Origin of the sequence: Exiguobacterium acetylicum DSM 20416 (assembly GCF_000702605.1) — a bacterium.
In the GTDB taxonomy this organism is placed as follows: domain Bacteria; phylum Bacillota; class Bacilli; order Exiguobacteriales; family Exiguobacteriaceae; genus Exiguobacterium_A; species Exiguobacterium_A acetylicum.
The window spans coordinates 1125688-1146862 of sequence record NZ_JNIR01000001.1 but is presented as its reverse complement, the minus strand read 5'-3'; the positions used below and the strand labels follow the sequence as shown (position 1 = coordinate 1146862).

Genomic DNA, 21175 nt, shown 5'->3' with positions numbered 1-21175 from the left:
TATTCAAATATGAATATCCGACAAAAAACGACAAAAAGTTTTTTGCTCGACAATTAAAAAAAGCAAGATCCACGGTCAAGTGAACCTTGCTTCAGCTCTTAGAGAGCAGGTGTTTCGACTTGGTACATCGTCGCAAGACCTGCCACCTTATTCTTGAATGTCTCCCGACGTTCGACAGGTGCGATGATTTCCGCCTGATTGCCGAACTGAATCAGCCACATCATGAAGCCATCTGAAAAGAGCGCATCAACTTTGACCTCGAACCAGAGATCATCGAGGCGACGGCAACGGATATCTGTTCCGAACCGGTCAACGACGGTCGGCATCAGACTCTCCTGGAATTTAAGCGTCAACTGTTCGTTCTCTCCCCCGTACATATTGAACATGTTACTTAAGTAACTCGGCTCGACATGGACCGGTTCTTCCATCGGTTCGAACGCTTTACAATCGACAATTCGGTCGACCCGGTACGTCCGGATCTCTTTGATCCGCTCATCGCGTCCAATCAAATAATAATTCCCGTTATCCATCAACAGATGAGCCGGAGAAACGAGGTAATGCTCGCCATCCTTCCGTAACTCGAACTTTCGCGTCCGTTCGTTAAACTTTCCTTGGTACTGGAAACTGATGATGAAACCATCGCTAATTGCTTTCTGGATCGTATCGATCGAGCGCGACGTCATTCCTTTTGGTTTTTTGACAGTATGTAGCACCGGTTGGAGTGACTCCGCCATCTTATCACTCGTCAACGACTGAATCGTCTGAACGAGCGACGTCGTCTCACTTTCCGAGATGAACTTCGCACTGGCGATGGCATCGACGAGCAATCGGAGCTGATGATGCTCAAAAGGACGACTGACGAGATGATACGGAATGGCAAGCCCATTCTTCGTCTCTTCCGCCACGACGTCGAAACCTGATTTGGCAAGTGCCGCAATATCATCCTTCAACGATTTTCGGGATAACTTCTCGATCAATCCTCGTTTCGAGAGTTCCATGCTCAATTCCTCAAGCGTCAACGTATGGTCTTCATCCGACTGACGTTCGAAGATTTCTCGTACAGCAAGTAAGCGGTCACGGTTCGTTAATTTTTCGTTTGACACTACGCATCCTCATTTCCTAAGTCACAATGGTTTGGTTATACTTTACAGTATACATGAAAATAAATTCGAGATTAACAATAAAATGGTAATAATTAAGAGATGGGAGAATTTGGATGCATTATATTGCAGAATGGAACGGTCAGCGCTTTGATTACCGGGATAGCGGAAGTGGTCCCGTCATTCTTTTGATTCATGGTACGCAGTCGGATTACCGGGAAGTCTACCATGTCGAAAAATTAATTGCTGCAGGATATCGAGTCATCGTGCCATCGCGTCCGGGATATGGAAGAACACCACTTCAGCTCGCTGATAGTCCGGAGGCACTTGCAACGTTCTACGCTGGGTGGCTGGCATCCCGACAGATTAAACAGTACACCGTTTACGGCATCTCTGCCGGTGGACCGACAGCAATCGCGCTTGCTGGAATGGATCCAGGCGTTCATGCTCTTGTCTTAGCGTGTGCAATGACACACCGGATCTCGCTTCCCTATCACCGGCTTCTGATACAACCGGTCTTACAACGTCCTTTACAGTTCATCCAGTGGGGGCTCTGGACATACGTGAAGGATAAGATTCGCAAGTTTCCTGAAGAAGCAGCGGTTCGGATGGTCGAGATGACGAGTATTTTACCACGCGAAACAATCCGTACTCATATTAGTGAGACGGATGCATCGTTGTTGTATGAAGTTGGTCTCCAAAATGGTCCTGGGCGAGGTGTCTTGTTTGATATCACACAAGACATCGAACGAGAACGGCTTGAAGCCGTCACGTGTCCCGTCTTGATCGTCCATTCGAAGTCAGACCGTGCTGTTCCGTTCGAGCATGCGGATCACGCACGACGGAGCATTCCTCACGCGCAGTTCATTGAATCGAAAAGTCCCGGTCACCTGATCTGGATCGGTCCATCCGCACGTCGGGATGAACGGATGATTGAACGGTTCATCGCCTTCAATCAGATGACTTGAAGACGGAGCCGCATTTTTAGCTTCTCATCATCCTCCTCGATTGCAATCAGACCACGACGCGTCAGTTCACCGATGGCACGACGCGTCCGGTCTTGATTGAGTCGGGCACAACGGGCAATCTCAGCGATGCCCATTCGACATGACAATTGGTTCGCTTTGATCTTCGATGAAGGCTTCGCGACGGAACGTTGTAAGAGACGCCAAAAAACATGGCGGGCATCCTCTGATAAAGCATAGGCATTTTTCTCGATCACTGGCGGCATATAACGAACGTCTTCTCGAATCCGGCGAATCAGATAAAGACTGAGCCATTCTTCGAGCTCCGCTTGAATTCGCGAGAATTCGAACCACCAGAGTTGCTCGAGTGCCTCTTCTTCTTTTGTCGCCAGTTGCCAGCTAGCAGGAATCTCATCAAACTCTTCCTCAAGCCAATCTTCGTAATCGAGTGCCGTCTCATACAAGACTTGTGACGGGATCTGCTCGAGTGACGTCCGATGTTTATAGATATCAAAGCTCATCCGTCGAAAATGTTCGACGGATGCAGCCACTTGGCTCAAATGAATCAATTGTTTCGTAATGAGTCGCGCCAGTCCATCCATCTCGAGGTGGATGGCATATAAGTGTTTTTCTAGCGCAATGAGCGTGCTTCTCTCCATTCGACTGTTCCTCCCCTATTTGTTTTTCGTCTTCTTGTCTTTTTCCGCAAAACCCTTATTCAAAACCAATTGTGAGCATATCGGTGTATTGACAGTGCAGTTTGGAATAGAATAGAACAATCGAATTCAAAAGGAGATGCACGTTATGTATACGATTTTTGGTAGCTCACGAAAAGGAAACAGTGAATGGCTCGGGGAACAAGCATTGAAAGACATCCCTCATGTTGCTGTCGATTTGGCGAACGTCTCGATTCAGCCGATCGAAGACCGCCGTCATCACGGAGGCTTTTTGCCGATCGGTGATGACTATCGCCGGATCGTCGAAGAGATGCTTCTTCACGATGACATCCTGTTCATTACTCCGATTTACTGGTACTCGATGTCGACGAAGATGAAACTATTCATCGATCGATTCAGCGAGTCACTGCGCGACGAAGAGCTCGACTTCAAAAGCCGGATGGCGGGGAAACGATTCCACTTGATCGCGGTCGGAGGAGACAATCCACGCGTTAAAGGACAAGCGCTCGTCACGCAGTTCGAGCATATCGCATCGTTCCTTGGCGCGACGCTTGAGACAGCGATTCTTGCTGAAGGGAATGCACCGGGTGAGGTCGAGCGCGATCAAGAAGCGATTGCGGCAATCGAAGCGTTTCGTGAAAAAATATCAGGAGCACGTGTTTAAGCACGGTTCGTGAAGGGAAATAACTGAAGCAGAGCGCACGACTATCTAGCGTACGACTCAATTCAGGAGGTGGTCAGCCATGTTCGCATCTAAAAAACGATCGAATCGCAAGTGGAAACAACTGACTTCACGCCAGCATATCCTTCATCTTGAACATCTGTATCAATCACGCGAAGAGACGATTGTTCGTGATCGCCTCTCCTTACAACACATCATGGAACGTGCAGTCCGGACCGGACAGACGGTCCACGTCCGATTAAAACAACTCGATACGGTATCCGGTTCGATCCAAGCGATTTTTCATGACCGCGGAACGATTGAACTCGTCACATCGACAGGTATGCGCCGGATGGTGCGAGCGTCGGACGTCATCGATATCCAGTGGACGACAACCTAACAGCATGTAACCCCTTCTCGACTAGAGGAGGGGTTTTTGGTTTACATGAGTCCTTTGCCACCGAGCGGGTGGTCTTCGAGCACGCGTTCAACACGCTCGAGCAACGGACGCGCTTGCGTAATCAAACGCCGCGTCACCGGTAACTCTAAAGACGCGAGGTGTGCAGCGGCATCCGTCCAGATTTCACGGACATGTAGCACATCCGGTTCGTCAGAACTACTGATGATGTAGTGTAGACAACTCGGATGAGTCTCTAAAGAAGCCGCAGCTTCAAGTAACAGGGCGATGACGTGGTCGCGTTGTCCGGCTTGAGTCGTAAATGTCGTCCATAATCCATACATCAAGAGGTACCTGATAATGGACGGACTTCTGCGCGCCAACCGTAAGATTCCCCTTCTGCGACTTGAGTCGTCGGATGAAGGGAAGCCAGTTCCATCGCATGATCCAAATCACGTGCTTCAAAGACAATCAAACTGCCAATCTGCTCTCCATGCGTTCGATCCGGCTCTACATTCTTCTGTACGACCCCATCCTGCCAGTAAAATGCTTGTGTCGTAAGTCCCGGGTGCCAGTCTGATAGGACATCGACTTGTTCATTGAAGGTGTTCATCAACACATCACATCGCGACATCAAAGCATCGATCTCTTCCTTCGATAAAGCATCCATCCGCTCAGCATCGTAATAGCCAACATATAAGAATTGCATTGTCTTTCCTCCTCTCAATTTTCCCATTCCCTTCCATGAGAAGGCTAAACAAAAGCCTCCTGTCTCTACGCTGAGAAACAGGAGGCTTATGTATCATTCATCTTTTAACTTGACGTTTTGATCGGCTGGTAACGTCGTCGTCGTTTCCTCGTCTTCAAGTTTTGGTACGCCAGCACCATAATCGGTTGCTTCATCCGTTACGTAAGACGCCGCGAACGCTGGATTCAGTAAATCGGACTTCGAACCGACGATGACGATCCGCCCGTGTCGGACTTCATCTTCTAGATCCTCAGCGACATCCTTCGTCATGCCAAGCTCGGACAACTGAGCAATTCGGTCATTACGGTTACTGCGGACAGCTGATAATAACGTCTCGAAGAACGACTTCTTCGTCACGCGGTATGGTAACGTCTGCGTGTCATTCGCGATGCGTTCCGCGAGTTCTTCGTCTTTTGCAAAGATGTAAATTTGTTTATTCGAATAGCCACTTGATTTGAGGCTCGTCACTTCTGCGTCGACAGCGGTCATGTTTCGTACGATGCGTGTTTCAAGCATAAAAATCCCTCTCTTTCATGCAGCAAGCTGCTGATAAGAAATTATACCCGAAACATAATAGTTGAAACCTGAAATTGAAAAATGGATTAGGCAGCAGTCTGGATTGAAGACGCACGCCGCTTTTGCCAGATTGTAAACAACGCAATCAGAATCATCAGAACGATTTGTGGGATGAGCGTCTCGAGCGTCGGATAAAAGCCGATCCACCCGGCAGTTCCGAGTCCATTGATCGGATGAATCGGTAAGACGTTCGTCAGCTGCAACGCATGCAGACTCGTACCAAGAATCTTAAACGCCATCACATAAATCAACCACGAGGCGACTTGGAACAGGCGGTGGATCGGTAAACGAACGCCGATCTGAATGACCGCATACGAGACGAGTCCGATGATGATGATCGCAAGACCGATTCCGGATAACAGGGCGGTCTTCGTCATCGCTGGTGCCATTCCGATATAGAACAGTAACGTCTCGGCGCCTTCTCGGAAAATCGTTAAGAAACTGACGAAGAATAAGGACGTCGTCGAAAGCGTCGATAAAAAGTGTTTTCGTTTGGCGACGGCGCTTTTCGAGTGCAACCAATAGCCGACGAACAACATGACGACGACCGCGACGATTCCTGTGTAGCCTTCGATTTGTTCCCGACCGGTCGCCGCGAACGAGGCCTGAAAGACCGTCTGGAGGATGAGCGCTAACAGACCGCTTGCGATCAGACCAAGCCCGGCGCCTGCCCAAACCTTTCCTTCTTGTTTGGAACGGCTTTTGCGAGCGAAAGCAACGAGCGCACTGATGATCAGTAACGCTTCGAGACCTTCCCGCAGCATGACGAGCATTGCATCGACGAACGTATAATGCGTCTTCGTTTGTAATTGTGCGATAGCATTCTCAAACGACTGGAGTTCTTGTGCCGTCTTTTCCCGCGTTTCCGGCGTCAGGCGGGCAAGTAACAGTGGTACATCTGATTCAAGCTGGGAATAGAGCCCTTCATTACGTGTCCGGACCTCGCCTTCCGCACGTGGCCAGGTCTTCAGAAACGATTCGAGTGCTTGTTTCGCTTGTGGCAGATCATTTGCCGCAAGTGCGGTTTGTGCCTCCTCGAGTGGCGTCAGCAGCGACTGCAGTCCCGTTTTCTTCGCCTGGACTTGCTCTCCGTCGAGGAAAGACTGAACGGCCGTATCGAACTGATTAAGTGCGGCTTTCCATTCCTTCGTATCCGCGGAATCACGCGCCGCCGCGATCCGGATCGAAGCAAGTGCCATCTCGATGTTGCCATAGTGACCGACACTGTCGTTGCGAACAAGACTCTCGTGCGTCGCCCATGCGGTCAACAACCGTTGCTCCGCTGCCGGACGATCGCTCGCCTTGACTTGCCGCATCTCTTTCGTCAACGAAAGCAATTGCTTCACCTTTGCTTTCGCAATCGGGTCCATCTTCGGTTTCGTTGCTTCTTCCTGCTTCCGGACGGCAGCAGAGAGTGCTGTCAGTTGCTCGCGGACTTCCGGAAACGTTGCCGACCGTTTCGCATCGACCTGTTTGACAGCTTTTATGATTGCCGCTTGCTGTTCCGGTAAGTCTTTGGATGCTTGATTCAGTTCATCGATCGCTTGATTCAGTGCCGCGAGATCTTCACTTGCAACAGCGGACAAGGCTTGTCCGATCGCGACATAGAGATCATCCGTCGAAGCAGCATGGACAGGCACCGTGTGTTGACCGGCCATAAGGAGTACAAGTAAAAGGGCAAGATTACGCAAATAACGCATCACCGATATAGCCTCCTTTCGAAATCCCACCGAAGCAGGCGAAGATGGCACTACCACGGTGCGTGATGTATTCATTCAGGCGATCCTGTGCGGCAAGCCGGCGCTGAATCTCGATGAATTGTTTCGGTGAACGCTGATATGATAAAAACAGCAGTCCAGCATCAAGGGCACCCGTCTTTTCATCGATGCCGTCCTGATACGAGTAGGAACGGCGTAAGATGGCTGTCTTCCCGTCTCCATGCGCGACAGCGGTATGCGAGTCAACCGGTAAGGCAGCTTCGCCACGAGTTTGTCGTTTCGCTGGTGTGACGGAAGCGAACTCGTCTGTTGAGCCGAGCGGCGCCCCGGAAGCACGCTCGCGTCCGAAGGTCCGTTCTTGCTCTTTTAGAATCGTCCGGTCCCAGACTTCGAGATGCATCTGAATGCGACGGACGACAAGGAACGAGCCGTTCGTCAACCACGGTGTCCCGTCTTGCCACTGACAAAAGAGCGATTCTTTCCGGACCTGCTTCTTCGAGACGTCAGGATTTCCCGTACCGTCCTTGAAACCAAATAGATTGCGCGGGGTTCCACCAGAGGCATCTGCTGCTTTGCTGCGCTGGAAACCAGCTTGGGACCATCGCATCGCGACCGTTCCACGCCCGACACGGACGAGGTTACGGATGGCATGGAAGACGACTTGCGCATCATCACCACAGACTTGGACGACGAGGTCGCCTCCACTCCATTTTTCGTCTAAACGATCGAGGTCGAACGTCGGCAACGGTTGGAGCGCCTCCGGTCGTTTATGACGGATGCCAAAACGACCGTCAAACAGACTTGGACCGCACCCGAACGTAAACGTCAAGTGCCCGGCAGATAGACCATCCGCTTCCCCCGTATCTTCCGGTGGCACGTAACTGGATTCGGAATCACCGTACGGTAAACCAGCAGCAAGTCTGGCACATAACCGCGTCCAGCGTTTTAATAAATCGACCAACTCATCGCGTCGCTCTGTCTTGATATCAAACGCCACGACTTGGACGTGATTTTGTGGGGGGGGTCAGAATTCCCGCTTGATACGTTCCGTAGAACGGCTCTTGATCACTGGCTTCGACAGTCAATGTTCGCGGAAGGAACTTCTCAAGACCACTGGCATACAGGGCGGCCCCGAGACTCGTCAAGCCTGCGACCTTCAGGACGTCACGCCGCGTGACACCTTCTTGGATTGGTTTCATGCTTATCCCTCCAGTACGATGCCCATCTTCGAGAGCGGTTCCGCGAGTTCATTGATGGCGACACTCATTTGTTTGACGTCCTGTTTCGAAAGACTCGTATAGAGGACGTAGCCGTCACCCTGTTTCTTCGCATCGAGTAACGCGTGGACATCCTTGAAGCGAGCAGCGATCTCTTTTGATAACGCCGCATCTTGTTTTTTTAGCGCCGGGTTCAACAATTCGTAGATTTTTTCAGCACCCTCGACGTTTGCTACGAAGTCATATAAATCGGTATGCGAATAACGATCCTCTTCCCCTGTTACTTTTGACGTCGAGACTTCGTTTAGTAAATCTGTCGCCCCCGTGACGAGTAATTCTGGTGTCACCTCGACCGTCTCGACCTTCGCCCGCAGTAAGTGAACGTCCTTCATCAATTGTTTCGCGTATGCTTCATAGCCTTTTGTCGTTCCCTTTTCAAATAACCCTTGCTCGATCCGGTGGTAGCCACCCCACTCCGACGCTTTAACGTCGCCTGCTCGCGCATCGATTTTCGGATCGAGGTCACCGAACACTTCCGCGATTGGTTCTGCACGTTCGTAGTGCATCCGTGTTGGCGCGTACAACGCTTTCGCTTCTTCGAGTTTGCCAGCCTGTACGGCATCGGTGAACTTTTCCGTCTCGCGGACGAACGTATCGATTTCGTTGATCGCATACGTTCGGTAATCCGTGACGACCTGATCAAAATTCGTCTTTTTTGGTGCCGGTGTCTCCGCTTGTTTCGCTTCACTACAACCTGCTAAAACGACGGCGAGCGCCCCTGTCATCAATAATGCTTGTTTCATGTATGGTTCCCCCTGTTACTAATTAAGTCAGTTCCTTAAATAGTATAGACGACAATGATAATCGTTATCAATAAAAATTTTTGCGCAATTAAAAAAGCTTGAACCGGTTCATTTCAACCGATTCAAGCTCTTCGTTATGCTTGTTCTTTTCGTTTTTTGAAGTACGTCCGTGAAATGATGAATGTGACGATCCCGAAGCCAATGAAGACGAACGCTTTTTGGAATAAGCTCAGGAACGACAAATCGAACAATAAAAGCTTGACGGCACTGATCGTCAGTAGCAACAATCCGGACAATCGCCACGTCGACGACGTCCGCATCCGACCGATCGCGACAAGGACGAGTGCGAGGACGATATAGGCAGCGGACAACGTCGTACTACGCGCCGTTTCTTCAAGACCGCGGTAGAACGGTAACTCCATGATAATCAACGTATAGGTCGTAAAGACACCGATCGCAGCTAAAACGAGAACAAGTTGCCATGACCCTTTCCAGACCGGATCACGATGTGTCTGAACGAGGAGCAAGACGAATGCTGTCGAAGCAATGACCATAGCGAGCACCGTCAAGGCGTAAGACAGACCTAAGCTTTGATAGGATTCATAATCAACGACGGCAGAAAAGATGAAAACGACATACAAGCCGACGTTAAACAACCGTTGATGTGGCATCCGCGCCCGCGGAACGAACCAAAATGCGGCGATCAACCCGGCAATCAAGAAGTAGCGCAGTTGATACGTCCAGCTGATGGCATCTGCCGGAATCAAGAGGACGGCGACAAGTAAGGCAACGTGACCGACGCCGTTTTGCGCCGAATCCTTTAATCGTTCGGCAAGCACGTAGGCAACGCCAGCAAACAGAATCGCGATTAGCGTCCCGAACGACCAATCAAGAATCAGTAACGTCAGCAAGACGACAACACCAGCAAGCCAGCTTGGGGCGTTCTTCTCGAACTGGATCCGTCGTCCGACGAAAGACGTTGCGCCGTAACCGAAGAATGTCGCAAGTAAGAGAGACCATTCATCGAGTTGCGGAACACCATCGTCGTACCGTGAGAGCGTCAACGACAACAATCCAAACGCGAGTGCAATCGTAAAGATCACCCAAGCGAAGACGAACGCTTTCTTCGCCTTCAGTCGGTCAACGGCAAAGAAGATCGCTGCGAACAAGACGACTTCGTACAATAAGAAGAGCGGTAAGTTCGGCTCGTCCGATAATTGTAGATACGGTAATAAGAAACCGGTGATGGATACGAGGACGAGTAAGGCTTGCGATCGCATCCAGAGCATCAAACCGTACGCGATGAAGACGACGACGAGCTCAAGTAAGAAGGCTAAAGACGGTGGATAGAATTGATATAAGGCCATTCCGGCGAACAGTGCCGCCAAAGCGACGATCGTACCGGTCGCGACGAGTCCGACCCCAAGCTCACGTCGTTTCTTTTCATACTGGTATTCTCCGAGGGCGATGACGAGTAGACCAATCAACACCCCACTTCCGATACGGACAGGCGGACTGATCAGACCGGCAACCGAGGCATAGGAGAAGAGGAACAAAGCCCCGAGTGCAGCAAATATCGCTCCTATCCGGGGTAACCAGACGGTCGCGATGACCTGTTCCCATTCTTCGCGGGAGCGCTTTTCCTTGAACGTTGGTTGAGGAACAACCGGTTTTCGTTTCGTATAGGCAGGACGCGGGGCTGGGCGAGCGACCGTACTCACTTCTGGTTCGCTCGGTTCAGGTGCGATAGGTGAAGTGTGCTGTCCTTCAAGAGCAGCCACTCGTTGTCGTAACGCCGCGACCTCCTGCTCGAGACGCGTGATCCGTGGATCTTCCATCTCTTCACTTCCTTTCATAGATACATTGTCATTCTTTTACACACCTAGCAGGTGAACTCCTTCATTTTACAGTAGATTTCGTATCGATATGCCTGAAAATGACAAAAATCCGGTCGCGTGGGAGCGACCGGATGAGGGTTTAACGAACAGATAACGCATATTGTCCCGTTCGATTGAAAACGGATGTGAACTGCGAGCGACTGACACTATACTTGCCGCGGTATGGGTCCGAGACGTAGAACGAACCACTTGAGACACCTGTCACGAGCATGACGTGATAGTTCCGGTAACCTGTGAATGTTTTACCGTCCGGTTTGATCCAAGAGAAGTAGCCATATGGATTCTTGAAATCGACCGTTGCCCAGACGATGACCGGGTTACCGCTACGAATCTCACTCTCAATTTTCGAGACGCCTTGTTTCGAGATATCGACGGCACCACTGCGGTATTTTTTCGCGAGTGGTAGGATTCCTTTCGGGTAGATACCCCAGTTCTTGTAGTAGTCGAGCGTTCCGGCTGGATTCCCCGTGAACATTTTTTCCGGATCTGCCCAGTAATACTTTCCGTTCTTATACGTCGCGTTCTTCATGCTTTTCGGCATTTGATTGTAGAGTGACGCAGCAGAGACGGCTTTTTTCTTGTATTCAAGTGCCATCTTCAACGAGACGAACTCACAACCAGATGGATACCCGAGTGAATATTGGTTGTAGTACGGGACGTTCAGCTTCTTCGTCGTCGTCGATGGTTTTGATTTCGATACATATTGCGTCGAGATATAACGGTAGCTTCCCTTATAAAGAATCCGTGTCCAGCTCCCTGACGTTCCGTATGTCGCGACAGCAACCCCTTTATTCAGTTGGGCAACGACCTTATACTTCGTTCCAGCTCCCGTCCGGACGTTGAGCGTGCCGACCGTCGTATACTTCGTACCCGTCGACGTGTATTTCGACGAGGACGATTTGACGTAGTTTTTGTGTATGTAGCCTGTGCGGGATTTGTAGCTGATTTTATACCAGCTGCCGGACGTTCCCTTTGATGTGTAGACATTCCCTTTGTAGACGTTACCGAGAATCTTACTCGACGTCGACGGTTTTTCGCGGACGCGCAAGACATCCGTCGTCACGGTCAACTTCGTCGCGGCCTCAGCGATCAACGAAGGGCTGAGTACCCCAACGATGACAGCCGCTACGAGCAATGCGGATAAGAATCGTTTCATGATAGACCCCCTATGTTTTGATTTGGTGAGACATTCCCTTATTCCCAACTTTTTGAAAAAATAATCAACATTTCTTTAGAAAAATCTGAAAAATCAGGAATGCACTCATTCTTTATATCAAAAAAACCCGACCATGCCTATGGGCACAGTCGAGTTGTCATCAACCTGCAATCAAATTAAAATTTAATTTTGGATCGTCAAGATATAAGGTGACGGTTGCGCAAAAGCTTGTTCGAGCAGGTGGGCAACAAACAAGGTATCCTCTTCTTTCACCGGAAGCGGTGCATCTTCGACGATACTGCGGTAAAAGGCGCGGTACATTTTACCGTAATCACCAACAGGACTCGGAATCCGGACGTCTTGCAGATGACCGTGTTCATCATGATAGATCAAACGACCATAATCGTCTTCTGAATCCTCACCGAACCCCTCTTCTCCTGGGAAGTAGTTCGCTTTCAGATCGAGCTCTTGCCGATCGACGTGTTGTTTGATGAACGTGCCGTTCGTTCCGTGTAACATCCAGCGTGGGGCCGGAGCAAGTGCGACGTGACTCGTCCGGACACTCACCTTCAGCTCCGGATAATAGAGATCGATCGCAAATGCGTCGTCTGGATTGTGCGGCAGTCGAACACTGCGCACGTCAAAAGCGACCTTGTCCGGTTTTCCGAACAAGGCGATGATTTGGTCGAGCGTATGGACGCCGAGCCCGTAAAGCGCACCGTTTTCGTGACGCGGGTCCGCTGACGCCGCTTCCGGGCGGAATAGATCAAATTGCGAGACGACCTCGACGAGTCGTCCAAGTTTTCCGGAACGGATGATTTGCGCGACGACTTGGAAGTCGCTATCGTAACGTCGGTTTTGATAGGCGAGAATCTTAACGCCTTGCACAGCTGCTTCCGCAAATAACCGCTTTGTCTCTTCTTCCGTCACGGTGAACGGTTTTTCGACGAGAACATGCTTTTGATGCTGTAACGCTTGTAACGCATACTCAAAATGAGTCGCCGGTGGTGTATTGATGACGACGACGTCGAGTTTTGGGTCAGCGAGCATCTCGGACAGATCCGTCGTAAACCGGGCATCCGGCAGTCGATCCTGATAGGATGCGAACAGCTCCGGTTTTTCCTTCCGATTGTAAATCCAGGTGACGTGATAGTTGTCCTCGATCATCACGTACGGTAAATGGTAACGGGTCGTACTTTTGCCAAAGCCGATAAAGCCGATATTTAGTCGCATCCGATCACTCCTTGAACCGTTCTATTTCTATTACCATACCAAACGAAACGACCGTTGTCTTGATTGAACCGCTTCAGGCAGTCGCTTCGATGCGTTCGTACTCATAAATCGAGAATCCATCCCGTGTTCCTTGATAGACGAATCCGAATGACACGTAATATGCATTGAGAAACTCGTTCGTCGCGACACAGTCAAGTCGTAGAATTTCTCCTTCATCCTCTGTCACAGCAATCGCGTGTTCGAGTAGTTTTCGACCGACACCCTGTCCTTTTGCACGGTCGCTGACGACGATTCGATGGATATACAGACCTTCTACATCATCCCACAAGGATTGATCCCATTCGAGCGAAGGAAGCAGGGCAACGGAACCAAGCAGCTCGTTCTGATCCTCAAAGACATACAAACGACCTGCTTCTAAATCTCGCGCGACGAGTTGCTCGATGTCTTGCTCCAGATAAGCAGACCACTGGCTACTGCCACTGGCTTTGAGGGAGAGCGCTTTTTGCTCAAGTAGGGTTGCGATGTTTCGAACGTCTTTTGATGTAGCTTGTCGTATCATGTTATTCCTCCTGTTACAAAAAAATTCTTCTCTATCCTAACGAATGTACAGCGTGAAGAAAACCTTTTTGCTTCAAGATTTCACGTTTGCCCATTATTTTGTGATTTTTTTCATATTCCACAATTTTATTTCAATGTAACGTATCCTTTAGGAGTGATCTGACCCCCAGTCGTCACAACGGTAAACGACCGGCTTCCCACGAGCCGGTCGTTTTTTTGTATTTAGACGAGTTCGACCCAACGACGCGACAGATTCCGTACTTGCGCCCGGTACTCGTCGTCTTCAACGATCGGATTGCTGAGACGGGGTGCAGAGTCCGCATAGTAGCCACCGTTGTCAAGAGGCTCGTCGGTTGTTGCGAGGTAGAGTGCTGTCTTCGCACCGTATTCCGGCGTATAGAGCTTTCCAGTCCAGTATCCGACTTGGGCGACTGGTTTGAGTAACGTCTTCATCACTTTACCGTACTTGCCGCGGTAGAACAGATCCGTATTGACGATCCCCGGGTGAACGCTGACGAACGTGATCCGGTCGCCGTGCTTCTCTGCCAGTTCACGCATATGAATCATTTGCAGGAGCTTTGATTCGCGGTAAGAACGCATCGGGCTATAGTGTTCTTTTTTGACGTGGGCGATGGCTTCGAGTTCGACGTCGGTCCGAATCAAGCCACCTTCACCAGCGAGCGACGAAATCGAGATGACGCGCGGATCGTTTCCTTTTTCAAGTAACGGCAATAAGCGCTCGATCAAGTAGAAATGACTCAAGTAGTTGACTTGAAATTGTGATTCGAAGCCGTCCTTCGTAACATGATACGGCGGTACCATGACTCCAGCGTTTAAGATCAAGCGGTCGATGCGACCGACTAAATCAAACAGACGATCCGCAAAGCGACGAACGGAGTCCAATTGATCGAGTTGGACAATCTCGATTTCCAGATGCGTATGCGATACACCATGTTCCCGCAGTAATTGTACGAGTGCCGTTGCTTTCTTCTGCGAACGGACGGTAGCGATGACCCGATCTCCTCGCTCTAATAATTCTTGAATCGTGACCATCCCCATGCCGGAGTTGGCACCCGTGACGATACAGATGTTCATCCCTTTTCCTCCTTGTGTTCCATTTTGAACGCAAATAGTTCTGTTTCTAGTTTTCCTTTTTCTTTTCGTTTGTACACCTCGTTTTGACGTTATTTTTCGAAATTTTCAAAAAGTAACGTATACTAAAAGGAGAACATGTTATCACGAAAGAGGTGGTCGGATGGAAGAAGGGACGATTTTATTCGTCGCAGGAACGTTACTACTGATTGCGATCATCACGACGAAGTTCGCCGTCCGGTTAAATGTACCGACGTTGATTCTGTTCGTCGTCGTCGGGATCGTGGCAGGGTCAGATGTCACAGGAATCATCAACTTTGGTGATTTCGAGCAAGCCCGTCTCTTTGGGACGATGGCGCTCGTCCTGATTCTGTTTGACGGTGGCTTGCATACGAAGTGGACACACTTTCGGAAAATCCTCCCTGCCGCTCTGTCGCTTGCGACCGTCGGGGTCCTTGCGACGACGGGGATCATTGCGATCGTCGCGTATCTACTACTTGATTTTTCTTGGCCGGTCGCATTATTGATCGGCGCGCTCGTTGGCTCGACCGATGCGGCCGCTGTCTTTTCCCTGCTTAGTGGACGACCGGTCGATCCAAAAGTCAAACATACGCTCGAAGCGGAGTCCGGAACGAATGATCCGATGGCCGTCTTCCTGACGATTTTGTTCACGTCCTTTGCGTTAGCGCCGGAATCGTTCTCGATCGGTGCGGGTATTCTGTCCTTCATCTACGAGATGGGACTTGGGACGCTAGTTGGTCTTGCGATCGGGTATCTCGTCACGCAACTGCTGAACCGGATCGAGTTGCCATCGTCCGCCCTTTATCCGACACTTCTGTTCAGTGGGGCGCTCTTCTCGTATGGTCTCGCGACGATTTTGCACGCCAGCGGATTTCTCGCCGTCTATTTGACCGGGATCTGGATCAACAATCATGACATGATCTACCGCGAGACGCTCAAACGATTCAGTGGCAGCTTATCGCATTTAGCCGAGATCGGCATGTTCATCATGCTCGGATTGCTCGTCTTTCCAAAACAATTGCTCGATCCTCGGACCTTGTTCGTCTCAGCCGTCATCGTCCTGACGTTGATCCTGCTCGCTCGTCCACTTGCCGTTGTCTTGTCGCTACTTCCGTTTCGGTACACGGTCAAAGAACAGAGTGTCATCACAGCAGCTGGTCTACGTGGAGCCGTTCCGATCATTCTCGCGACCTATCCGCTTTCAAGTGGTCTTTCTGAAGCGCCGCTTCTTTTCAATATCGTCTTCTTCACCGTTATGACGTCTGCTCTTTTACAAGGGACGGCATTGCCGTGGATCGTCCGGCGGATGGGGCTTGAGACACAGCGCGACACGACGGTCGAACCGTTCCTGAAATTCATGACCGTCACCCATCCGCAAGCGGAAATCATCGAGGTCAGAGTCTCGACAAACAGTGTGATTGCCGGAAGAACGTTACAGGATATCGAGATGCCCCAAGATGTGCTCGTCGTTGCGATCATTCGTGAAGATGAAATCCTGACGCCACGTGGTCAGACACGTGTCCTCGTAGACGATCAACTGTTGATTTTGACACCTAAACAAGCGGATCAGGACGTTCGGCGGCTGATTGTGTCGCTCGGGTTATAGATCGCTCTCGACACATCCTCAAGTAGGGTGTGTTTTTTGATGTAGATTAGTATACTCAAAGAGGAAAATAAAGGAGGAACCTTGATGTTGAAACGATTACTTGCCATCATCTTGACCACCACCCTCGTTTGCACCGTCCTAGCATACATATCTTATACACCGCTCCGAGATCAGGAATCGGATACGATGTATGAATCATTCGGGTCAACATTTTTGTTTTATGTCTTAGTGGCATTGCCGATCATCCTGCTGTCCGGCTTCTTACTCGACTTTATCATCGGCATGATCATCAACCGATCATCGACGACATTAGCGTATGTGCCGACAGTCCTCGGTTACGGAGTGTACGGCATCGTGATTGCGAGCCTGCTCATCGTACTGACGACGAAGGACGCATTTGATCTGCCACTTTCTTTTACGATCGCTGGTCTGACAGCCATGATCTATTACAGCCTGTCCGTCGTCTTTAATCGACTGACACCAACACATTAAAAACGACCAGGTACGTCTGCTCGAGCGCGGACATACCTGGTCGTTTATTTATTCTGCTTCCGTTCGTTCAATCGTGACGACACCTGGCGGACGATGCGGGAAGGTCAACGTCAGACCGGCAAAGCGACAAATATCATCTTCGTTCGGTGCCCGGTGCACCCACTCAATCGTCTCTTGCCGCGCTAGCGCGTGACGAATGCGGTTATCGGCTTGTGTACGCGAGATGCCAAGGCAGTCGACGTTCGTGATATACGTCGCTTCGTCCGACTCGATCTGTTGCCAAATCCCAAGGATCAGTTGACCAATCGGACTGACGGATTGACCATCCGGTTCTTCGCTGCTGACGGCATCGTCGAGCATCTCGATGACAGCGTCACAGGTCTCACCAGAAGCAAGCAATCGCGTCGATCCTTGTTGTAGAATCCGGTATCGCGTCACGCCGTTCTCGAGCCACAAGCGCTGTGCGAATGGATTGACCGGGACACCATGGAAAAATGTCTGTGTGCCGCGCCAAGCAAAACCAAATGATGGGTCGTACGCCCGAATCGTCGCCATGGCGCGATCATGGAACTTAGCAATCGTCTGTCGTTCCGTTTCCAGTAAGGTCCGGATCGCGTTATCGTCTTCTAACGATACCGTCTTTGGTGTCACGGTGAATAATTCCGATTCCGGTAAGCGGTGTGGGGACAAAATCGTTCCGTCGAAACGATAATCGTTCGCCGGACGTCCAGTACGCCCGACGGATAAGCGCCACGTCCGTTCTTCCGGCATGAAGGCATAACTTTGATGGGCAAAAGGTGGTGCGACGAACAGTCCCGGAAACGGATCGAATGTGTCGACTCGCAGGACGTCACCGTCATACCAGCACTCTTCGATCAGACGGACAGCCGTCCGACGGGTGCATTACGGTCCGTCAGGTAACGACCGGTATTCGCATGAAATCCGAGCAGGAACTCGCGCTCTTCTTCCTGAAAGGTCACCATCAAGAGTTGGAACAACGACGCAATCTGCTGCTCGACGAGTTGTGGCTCCTCCTCCGTCTCTGCTTCGAAGGCGACCATCTTCCAGCCGGACCGCTCATACAGATGGATCGTCACCGGAAAGAACAGGAAGGCACCATGTGTCGCTTCGAGCTTGACCATATCTTGCGATGCTAATCGTTCTGTCAGTAGGGAAAAGCCCATTCGTTCGAAATGATCTTGCAGCCGTCGTTTCCAATGTGTGAACTCCACGCAATCCTCTCCTCTCGCGAATTATGCGCCGCGCTTTCGTAACGGATTCTTTGACCAGTAGATGTAGAGACCAACGAGTCCCGCGATGCCGATGATATAAGACGGCGTTCCGCTGACTTGAATCAAGACGTCCGGTGCCGGGAAGACCGTCACGAGCAGTGCCTTGTAGGTTGAAAACAAAATGAAGCTGATGACGAATTGAATCCACACCCGCGGTTTGACTTGTTTAAGCTTCGGTGCCGTGATGACTTGTGACATCGCGTCGATCAAGAATAGAGCGATGATCGAGAAGAATAAGTAGTCAATCAAAGCGAATTGGAACAATCCATCGATCCCTTCGATGAAAATGAACATCAGGATCGACGAGACATAGTTTCGCGTCCAGCGTTTTTGTGTTTCCATCCGGTGTCGTTGTGGTAATTCAGCGATCATCTGATCGAGGCGTGCTTCGACCGATAGACCGTGAATCTCTTCGAATGGACGCTGTTTCCGCTGGGCTTCATAGATATCTGCCCGCAGACGGTCTTCGATCTCCGTCCGGTCCGGTTCTGCGACATTCAGGTTCAAGCGTGGTAAAACGGTTTCTAATAGACGTGTGTTGGCTTTCGTTAATTTCAATCGATTTCCCCCTTTTTCATGTTTAAGTATACTGGGTTTTCGGGAAAAATACGTAGTGGAAGTAAAAGATTGCTTGACGAAACGATGAAGAATGTTCAGAATTATTAAAATATAGTGTCGGAATCAGACAGAAAGGACGTGTCGGACCATGCGTCAAACATTGACGAGCGCCGCCTTGATCACCTTGCTGACAAGTGCGGGCATCGCCTTCCCGTTGGCTGAAGCGAAGCCACCCGTGGACCAAGAACCGGTCGAACTCGATCAGCAACAGGAACAAACGCCTGAAACAGAATAACAATAACCCGCGCTCAAGCAGGAGCGCGGGTTATTTCATGTATCACTAGGTTGGGTGACGCGTTCCTCAATCGTGACGGTCCACGTAACGACCGTCGTGCTGTCACGAACGCCATGTGCCTCGATCGTCGAGAGAAGTTCTTTGACACCACCTGATCGTAAAGTTTCCTCGATCTGCACCGCGTCAGCATATGGGGTTCCCGGGCACTCAAGCAAACCATCCGTCGTCACGAACAACTGATTCTCGCCTTGGCGCAATTCGCGGACACCTCGTGTATAACTCGGCACCGGCAACGCAAACGTGTTCGCGCGTCCAATCCATTCATAGAACTGACGCTGGTTCAAAGCAGCTTGTTCCATCCTCATCAAATCTGGGTGAAACAAATACAAGACGACGTCACCGACCGAGAACCACCAGATGAACCCTCCTTTTCGGACCGCAATCAGGCAAGCCGTCTCGCCTTGCAACGTCGCACACGTCGCTAAAAAGTCCGGATCTTGAAACAGATCGAGCACGGTCGTCTCGATCCGTCGGAATGCTTCCGTAAGTGGTGCATCCAGATCAGTCCGAATGCGCGACTCGTGTTGTGACAACTGCTGTAAGACAAGTGCCGCACTATCCGCTGTCTTATGAGCGTCTAAGACGACAGTCATCTCCCAATCGTCGCCGATCAAGATGGCAACCCCGTCTTCGTTTTTATACTGACCGCTTCTTGAACAGCCTCCGAATCGCCCGAGCGTTATCCGACCAATCTGGTCGATCTGCTTCGTGTCGACGAATGGTTCGTCGGATCCGACCCAGTAGTAGGATGATTGTGTCGTCTGCATGCATCAGTCTTCCCTTCTTTACAGAATGTACGAGCGAGAAAGCCCACTCCTTTAGGGATGGGATGATAGCGAGTTCGGGGACGGGGTGTCTTCAGATACCGCATGTCCCCGACTGTTCTTCCTGATGAAATGCATTTATAGTAAATCTATAATGGAGTTGATTATTAGGATGAAGGAGGTGTCAAAGATGAGTCAAGTCGTCACGGTAGAAGTTCGAATCTATGCCACGCGTCGTCAGGATGCCATCCTAAAAAGGATGGGCAAGACCTATATCCAGACCGCCAACCGAGTCGTGGCGAATATGGTCGCCTCCGAGGACGGGAAGAGGTGGTCGAGCAAGGACATCGACACCCCCCTTCCGAGCGCCGTGAAGAACCAACTCGCAGGAGATGCCGTCGGTATCTACAAGAAGGCGAGGAAAGAGGATTTCAAACGCATCCCTGTCCTCAAAAAGCCGGTCTGCGTCTGGAACAATCAGAACTATTCCTTCGACTTCGAGAGCATCTCCTTCCCCGTTTGGATGGACGGGAAGTCCGTGAAGATGCGATTCCGTGCTGCCATGGTTGACAAGGACAATCGGAATACCCGACTCCTTGCCAACAAACTCGGTACGCTCAGGGTCACGAAGAAGGGAAGGAAGTGGATCGCTCAGATTTCCGTCCATGTCCCGACCGTCCCTCGGACGGGGATGCGGGTGATGGGGGTTGACCTCGGACTGAAAGTGCCGGCGGTCGCCGTCACCGATGACGACACGACCCGTTTCTTCGGGAACGGTCGTAAGAACAAGTATATGAAACGCAAGTTCCGTGCGGAACGGAAGGCACTCGGCAAAAAGAAGAAGCCGAAGGCTATCAAACGACGCAATCAGAAGGAACAGCGGTGGATGCGGGACAAGGACCACAAGGTCAGCCGAGCCATCGTCGATTTTGCAAGACAGAAGAAAATCTCTGTCATTCGCCTCGAACTCTTGGCGAACATCCGACAGACGGCAAGAACAAGCCGTAAAAACAACCAGAACCTCCACTCATGGTCGTTCTATCGTCTCGCGTCCTTCATCGAATACAAAGCTGCCTTGTCGGGCATCAAGGTTGAGTATGTGAACCCCGCCTACACGAGTCAGACCTGCCCATCCTGTTCCGTCAGGAACAAGGTGAGGGATAGGGTCTACACGTGTGCCTGTGGGTTTAAAGGACATCGGGACGCCGTCGGTGCGATGAACATTCGATACGCACCTGTGATGGATGGTAACAGTCCATCAGCCTGAGAACCTATACGGTCTGTCTCA

At 50.6% G+C, this 21175-nt stretch carries 25 protein-coding genes; 7 read left to right on the top strand and 18 right to left on the bottom strand.

Going from position 1 to position 21175, the window contains the following annotated elements; all coding sequences use genetic code 11:
- Nucleotides 1-98: 98 nt before the first annotated feature.
- Nucleotides 99-1103 carry a helix-turn-helix transcriptional regulator gene (locus P401_RS0106190; protein WP_029341709.1) on the bottom strand — a complete coding sequence of 335 codons (1005 nt, stop codon included), beginning with the start codon at nucleotides 1101-1103 and terminating at the stop codon, nucleotides 99-101.
- A 113-nt stretch (nucleotides 1104-1216) separates the two neighbouring features.
- Here P401_RS0106190 and P401_RS0106185 point away from each other — a divergent pair, with 113 nt between their 5' ends.
- On the top strand, nucleotides 1217-2068 hold the full coding sequence (locus tag P401_RS0106185; RefSeq protein ID WP_029341708.1) for an alpha/beta fold hydrolase: 852 nt from the start codon (nucleotides 1217-1219) through the stop codon (nucleotides 2066-2068).
- Here P401_RS0106185 and P401_RS0106180 read toward each other — a convergent pair.
- Entirely contained in the window at nucleotides 2056-2724 is a 669-nt protein-coding gene (locus tag P401_RS0106180) for a hypothetical protein (RefSeq protein WP_029341707.1), read from the bottom strand. The two genes, P401_RS0106185 and P401_RS0106180, sit on opposite strands and share 13 nt — an antisense overlap.
- A gap of 145 nt (nucleotides 2725-2869) precedes the next feature.
- Here P401_RS0106180 and P401_RS0106175 point away from each other — a divergent pair, with 145 nt between their 5' ends.
- Nucleotides 2870-3406 carry a flavodoxin family protein gene (locus P401_RS0106175; protein WP_029341706.1) on the top strand — a complete coding sequence of 179 codons (537 nt, stop codon included), beginning with the start codon at nucleotides 2870-2872 and terminating at the stop codon, nucleotides 3404-3406.
- 79 nt (nucleotides 3407-3485) lie between these two features.
- Nucleotides 3486-3803 carry a hypothetical protein gene (locus tag P401_RS0106170; protein ID WP_029341705.1) on the top strand — a complete coding sequence of 106 codons (318 nt, stop codon included), beginning with the start codon at nucleotides 3486-3488 and terminating at the stop codon, nucleotides 3801-3803.
- 41 nt (nucleotides 3804-3844) lie between these two features.
- Here the strand turns inward: P401_RS0106170 and P401_RS0106165 are convergent, their stop codons facing one another.
- The 12 genes from P401_RS0106165 to P401_RS0106115 all read right to left on the bottom strand — a co-directional run bounded on the left by P401_RS0106165 (nucleotide 3845) and on the right by P401_RS0106115 (nucleotide 14802).
- Entirely contained in the window at nucleotides 3845-4144 is a 300-nt protein-coding gene (locus P401_RS0106165; RefSeq protein WP_029341704.1) for a putative quinol monooxygenase, read from the bottom strand.
- Nucleotides 4144-4509 (bottom strand): YciI family protein, encoded by a 366-nt coding sequence (locus P401_RS0106160; RefSeq protein ID WP_029341703.1) that lies wholly within the window; start codon nucleotides 4507-4509, stop codon nucleotides 4144-4146. Before P401_RS0106160 ends, P401_RS0106165 begins: the two co-directional genes overlap by 1 nt.
- A gap of 93 nt (nucleotides 4510-4602) precedes the next feature.
- Complete coding sequence (locus tag P401_RS0106155; protein WP_023468312.1) at nucleotides 4603-5064, bottom strand: YflT domain-containing protein; 462 nt, start codon at nucleotides 5062-5064, stop codon at nucleotides 4603-4605.
- Between the two features lie 86 nt (nucleotides 5065-5150).
- On the bottom strand, nucleotides 5151-6824 hold the full coding sequence (locus P401_RS0106150; RefSeq protein ID WP_029341702.1) for an FTR1 family protein: 1674 nt from the start codon (nucleotides 6822-6824) through the stop codon (nucleotides 5151-5153).
- Complete coding sequence (locus P401_RS17595; RefSeq protein ID WP_236627085.1) at nucleotides 6808-7839, bottom strand: Dyp-type peroxidase; 1032 nt, start codon at nucleotides 7837-7839, stop codon at nucleotides 6808-6810. Before P401_RS17595 ends, P401_RS0106150 begins: the two co-directional genes overlap by 17 nt.
- Nucleotides 7829-8041, bottom strand: coding sequence for a hypothetical protein (locus tag P401_RS18835; protein WP_236627084.1), 213 nt, complete (start codon nucleotides 8039-8041; stop codon nucleotides 7829-7831). The genes P401_RS17595 and P401_RS18835 overlap by 11 nt, the downstream gene beginning before the upstream one ends.
- 2 nt (nucleotides 8042-8043) lie before the next feature.
- The gene (gene efeO / locus P401_RS0106140; protein WP_029341701.1) at nucleotides 8044-8862 is read right to left on the bottom strand and encodes an iron uptake system protein EfeO; all 819 of its coding nucleotides are present in this window, start codon (nucleotides 8860-8862) and stop codon (nucleotides 8044-8046) included.
- Between the two features lie 134 nt (nucleotides 8863-8996).
- Nucleotides 8997-10700: a DUF2339 domain-containing protein gene (locus P401_RS0106135; RefSeq protein ID WP_029341700.1), complete on the bottom strand. Its 1704-nt coding sequence runs from the start codon at nucleotides 10698-10700 to the stop codon at nucleotides 8997-8999.
- Between the two features lie 139 nt (nucleotides 10701-10839).
- Entirely contained in the window at nucleotides 10840-11916 is a 1077-nt protein-coding gene (locus tag P401_RS0106130) for a C39 family peptidase (RefSeq protein ID WP_029341699.1), read from the bottom strand.
- Between the two features lie 183 nt (nucleotides 11917-12099).
- Entirely contained in the window at nucleotides 12100-13149 is a 1050-nt protein-coding gene (locus P401_RS0106125; RefSeq protein ID WP_029341698.1) for an oxidoreductase, read from the bottom strand.
- Nucleotides 13150-13222: 73 nt separating this feature from the next.
- On the bottom strand, nucleotides 13223-13708 hold the full coding sequence (locus P401_RS0106120; RefSeq protein WP_029341697.1) for a GNAT family N-acetyltransferase: 486 nt from the start codon (nucleotides 13706-13708) through the stop codon (nucleotides 13223-13225).
- Nucleotides 13709-13929: 221 nt separating this feature from the next.
- Entirely contained in the window at nucleotides 13930-14802 is an 873-nt protein-coding gene (locus P401_RS0106115) for an SDR family NAD(P)-dependent oxidoreductase (RefSeq protein ID WP_029341696.1), read from the bottom strand.
- Between the two features lie 160 nt (nucleotides 14803-14962).
- Between P401_RS0106115 and P401_RS0106110 the strand changes: the two genes are divergently transcribed.
- Both P401_RS0106110 and P401_RS0106105 read left to right on the top strand, forming a co-directional pair.
- Entirely contained in the window at nucleotides 14963-16426 is a 1464-nt protein-coding gene (locus P401_RS0106110) for a potassium/proton antiporter (RefSeq protein ID WP_029341695.1), read from the top strand.
- Between the two features lie 84 nt (nucleotides 16427-16510).
- Nucleotides 16511-16918, top strand: coding sequence for a hypothetical protein (locus P401_RS0106105; protein WP_029341694.1), 408 nt, complete (start codon nucleotides 16511-16513; stop codon nucleotides 16916-16918).
- A 48-nt stretch (nucleotides 16919-16966) separates the two neighbouring features.
- Here the strand turns inward: P401_RS0106105 and P401_RS0106100 are convergent, their stop codons facing one another.
- The 3 genes from P401_RS0106100 to P401_RS0106090 form a co-directional block, all read right to left on the bottom strand.
- Nucleotides 16967-17689, bottom strand: coding sequence for a hypothetical protein (locus P401_RS0106100; protein ID WP_029341693.1), 723 nt, complete (start codon nucleotides 17687-17689; stop codon nucleotides 16967-16969).
- Between the two features lie 104 nt (nucleotides 17690-17793).
- Complete coding sequence (locus tag P401_RS0106095) at nucleotides 17794-18150, bottom strand: hypothetical protein (RefSeq protein WP_029341692.1); 357 nt, start codon at nucleotides 18148-18150, stop codon at nucleotides 17794-17796.
- A 21-nt stretch (nucleotides 18151-18171) separates the two neighbouring features.
- The gene (locus P401_RS0106090) at nucleotides 18172-18768 is read right to left on the bottom strand and encodes a DUF1129 family protein (protein ID WP_029341691.1); all 597 of its coding nucleotides are present in this window, start codon (nucleotides 18766-18768) and stop codon (nucleotides 18172-18174) included.
- A gap of 148 nt (nucleotides 18769-18916) precedes the next feature.
- Here P401_RS0106090 and P401_RS18540 point away from each other — a divergent pair, with 148 nt between their 5' ends.
- Nucleotides 18917-19063: a hypothetical protein gene (locus P401_RS18540; protein WP_023468299.1), complete on the top strand. Its 147-nt coding sequence runs from the start codon at nucleotides 18917-18919 to the stop codon at nucleotides 19061-19063.
- A 35-nt stretch (nucleotides 19064-19098) separates the two neighbouring features.
- Here the strand turns inward: P401_RS18540 and P401_RS0106080 are convergent, their stop codons facing one another.
- A complete protein-coding gene (locus P401_RS0106080) occupies nucleotides 19099-19890 on the bottom strand; it encodes a protein phosphatase 2C domain-containing protein (protein WP_029341690.1) in 792 nt (263 codons plus the stop codon).
- A 187-nt stretch (nucleotides 19891-20077) separates the two neighbouring features.
- On the opposite strand from P401_RS0106080, the gene P401_RS0106075 reads away from it, so the two are divergent.
- Nucleotides 20078-21154, top strand: coding sequence for an RNA-guided endonuclease InsQ/TnpB family protein (locus P401_RS0106075; RefSeq protein WP_029341689.1), 1077 nt, complete (start codon nucleotides 20078-20080; stop codon nucleotides 21152-21154).
- The last annotated feature ends 21 nt before the right edge of the window (nucleotides 21155-21175 follow it).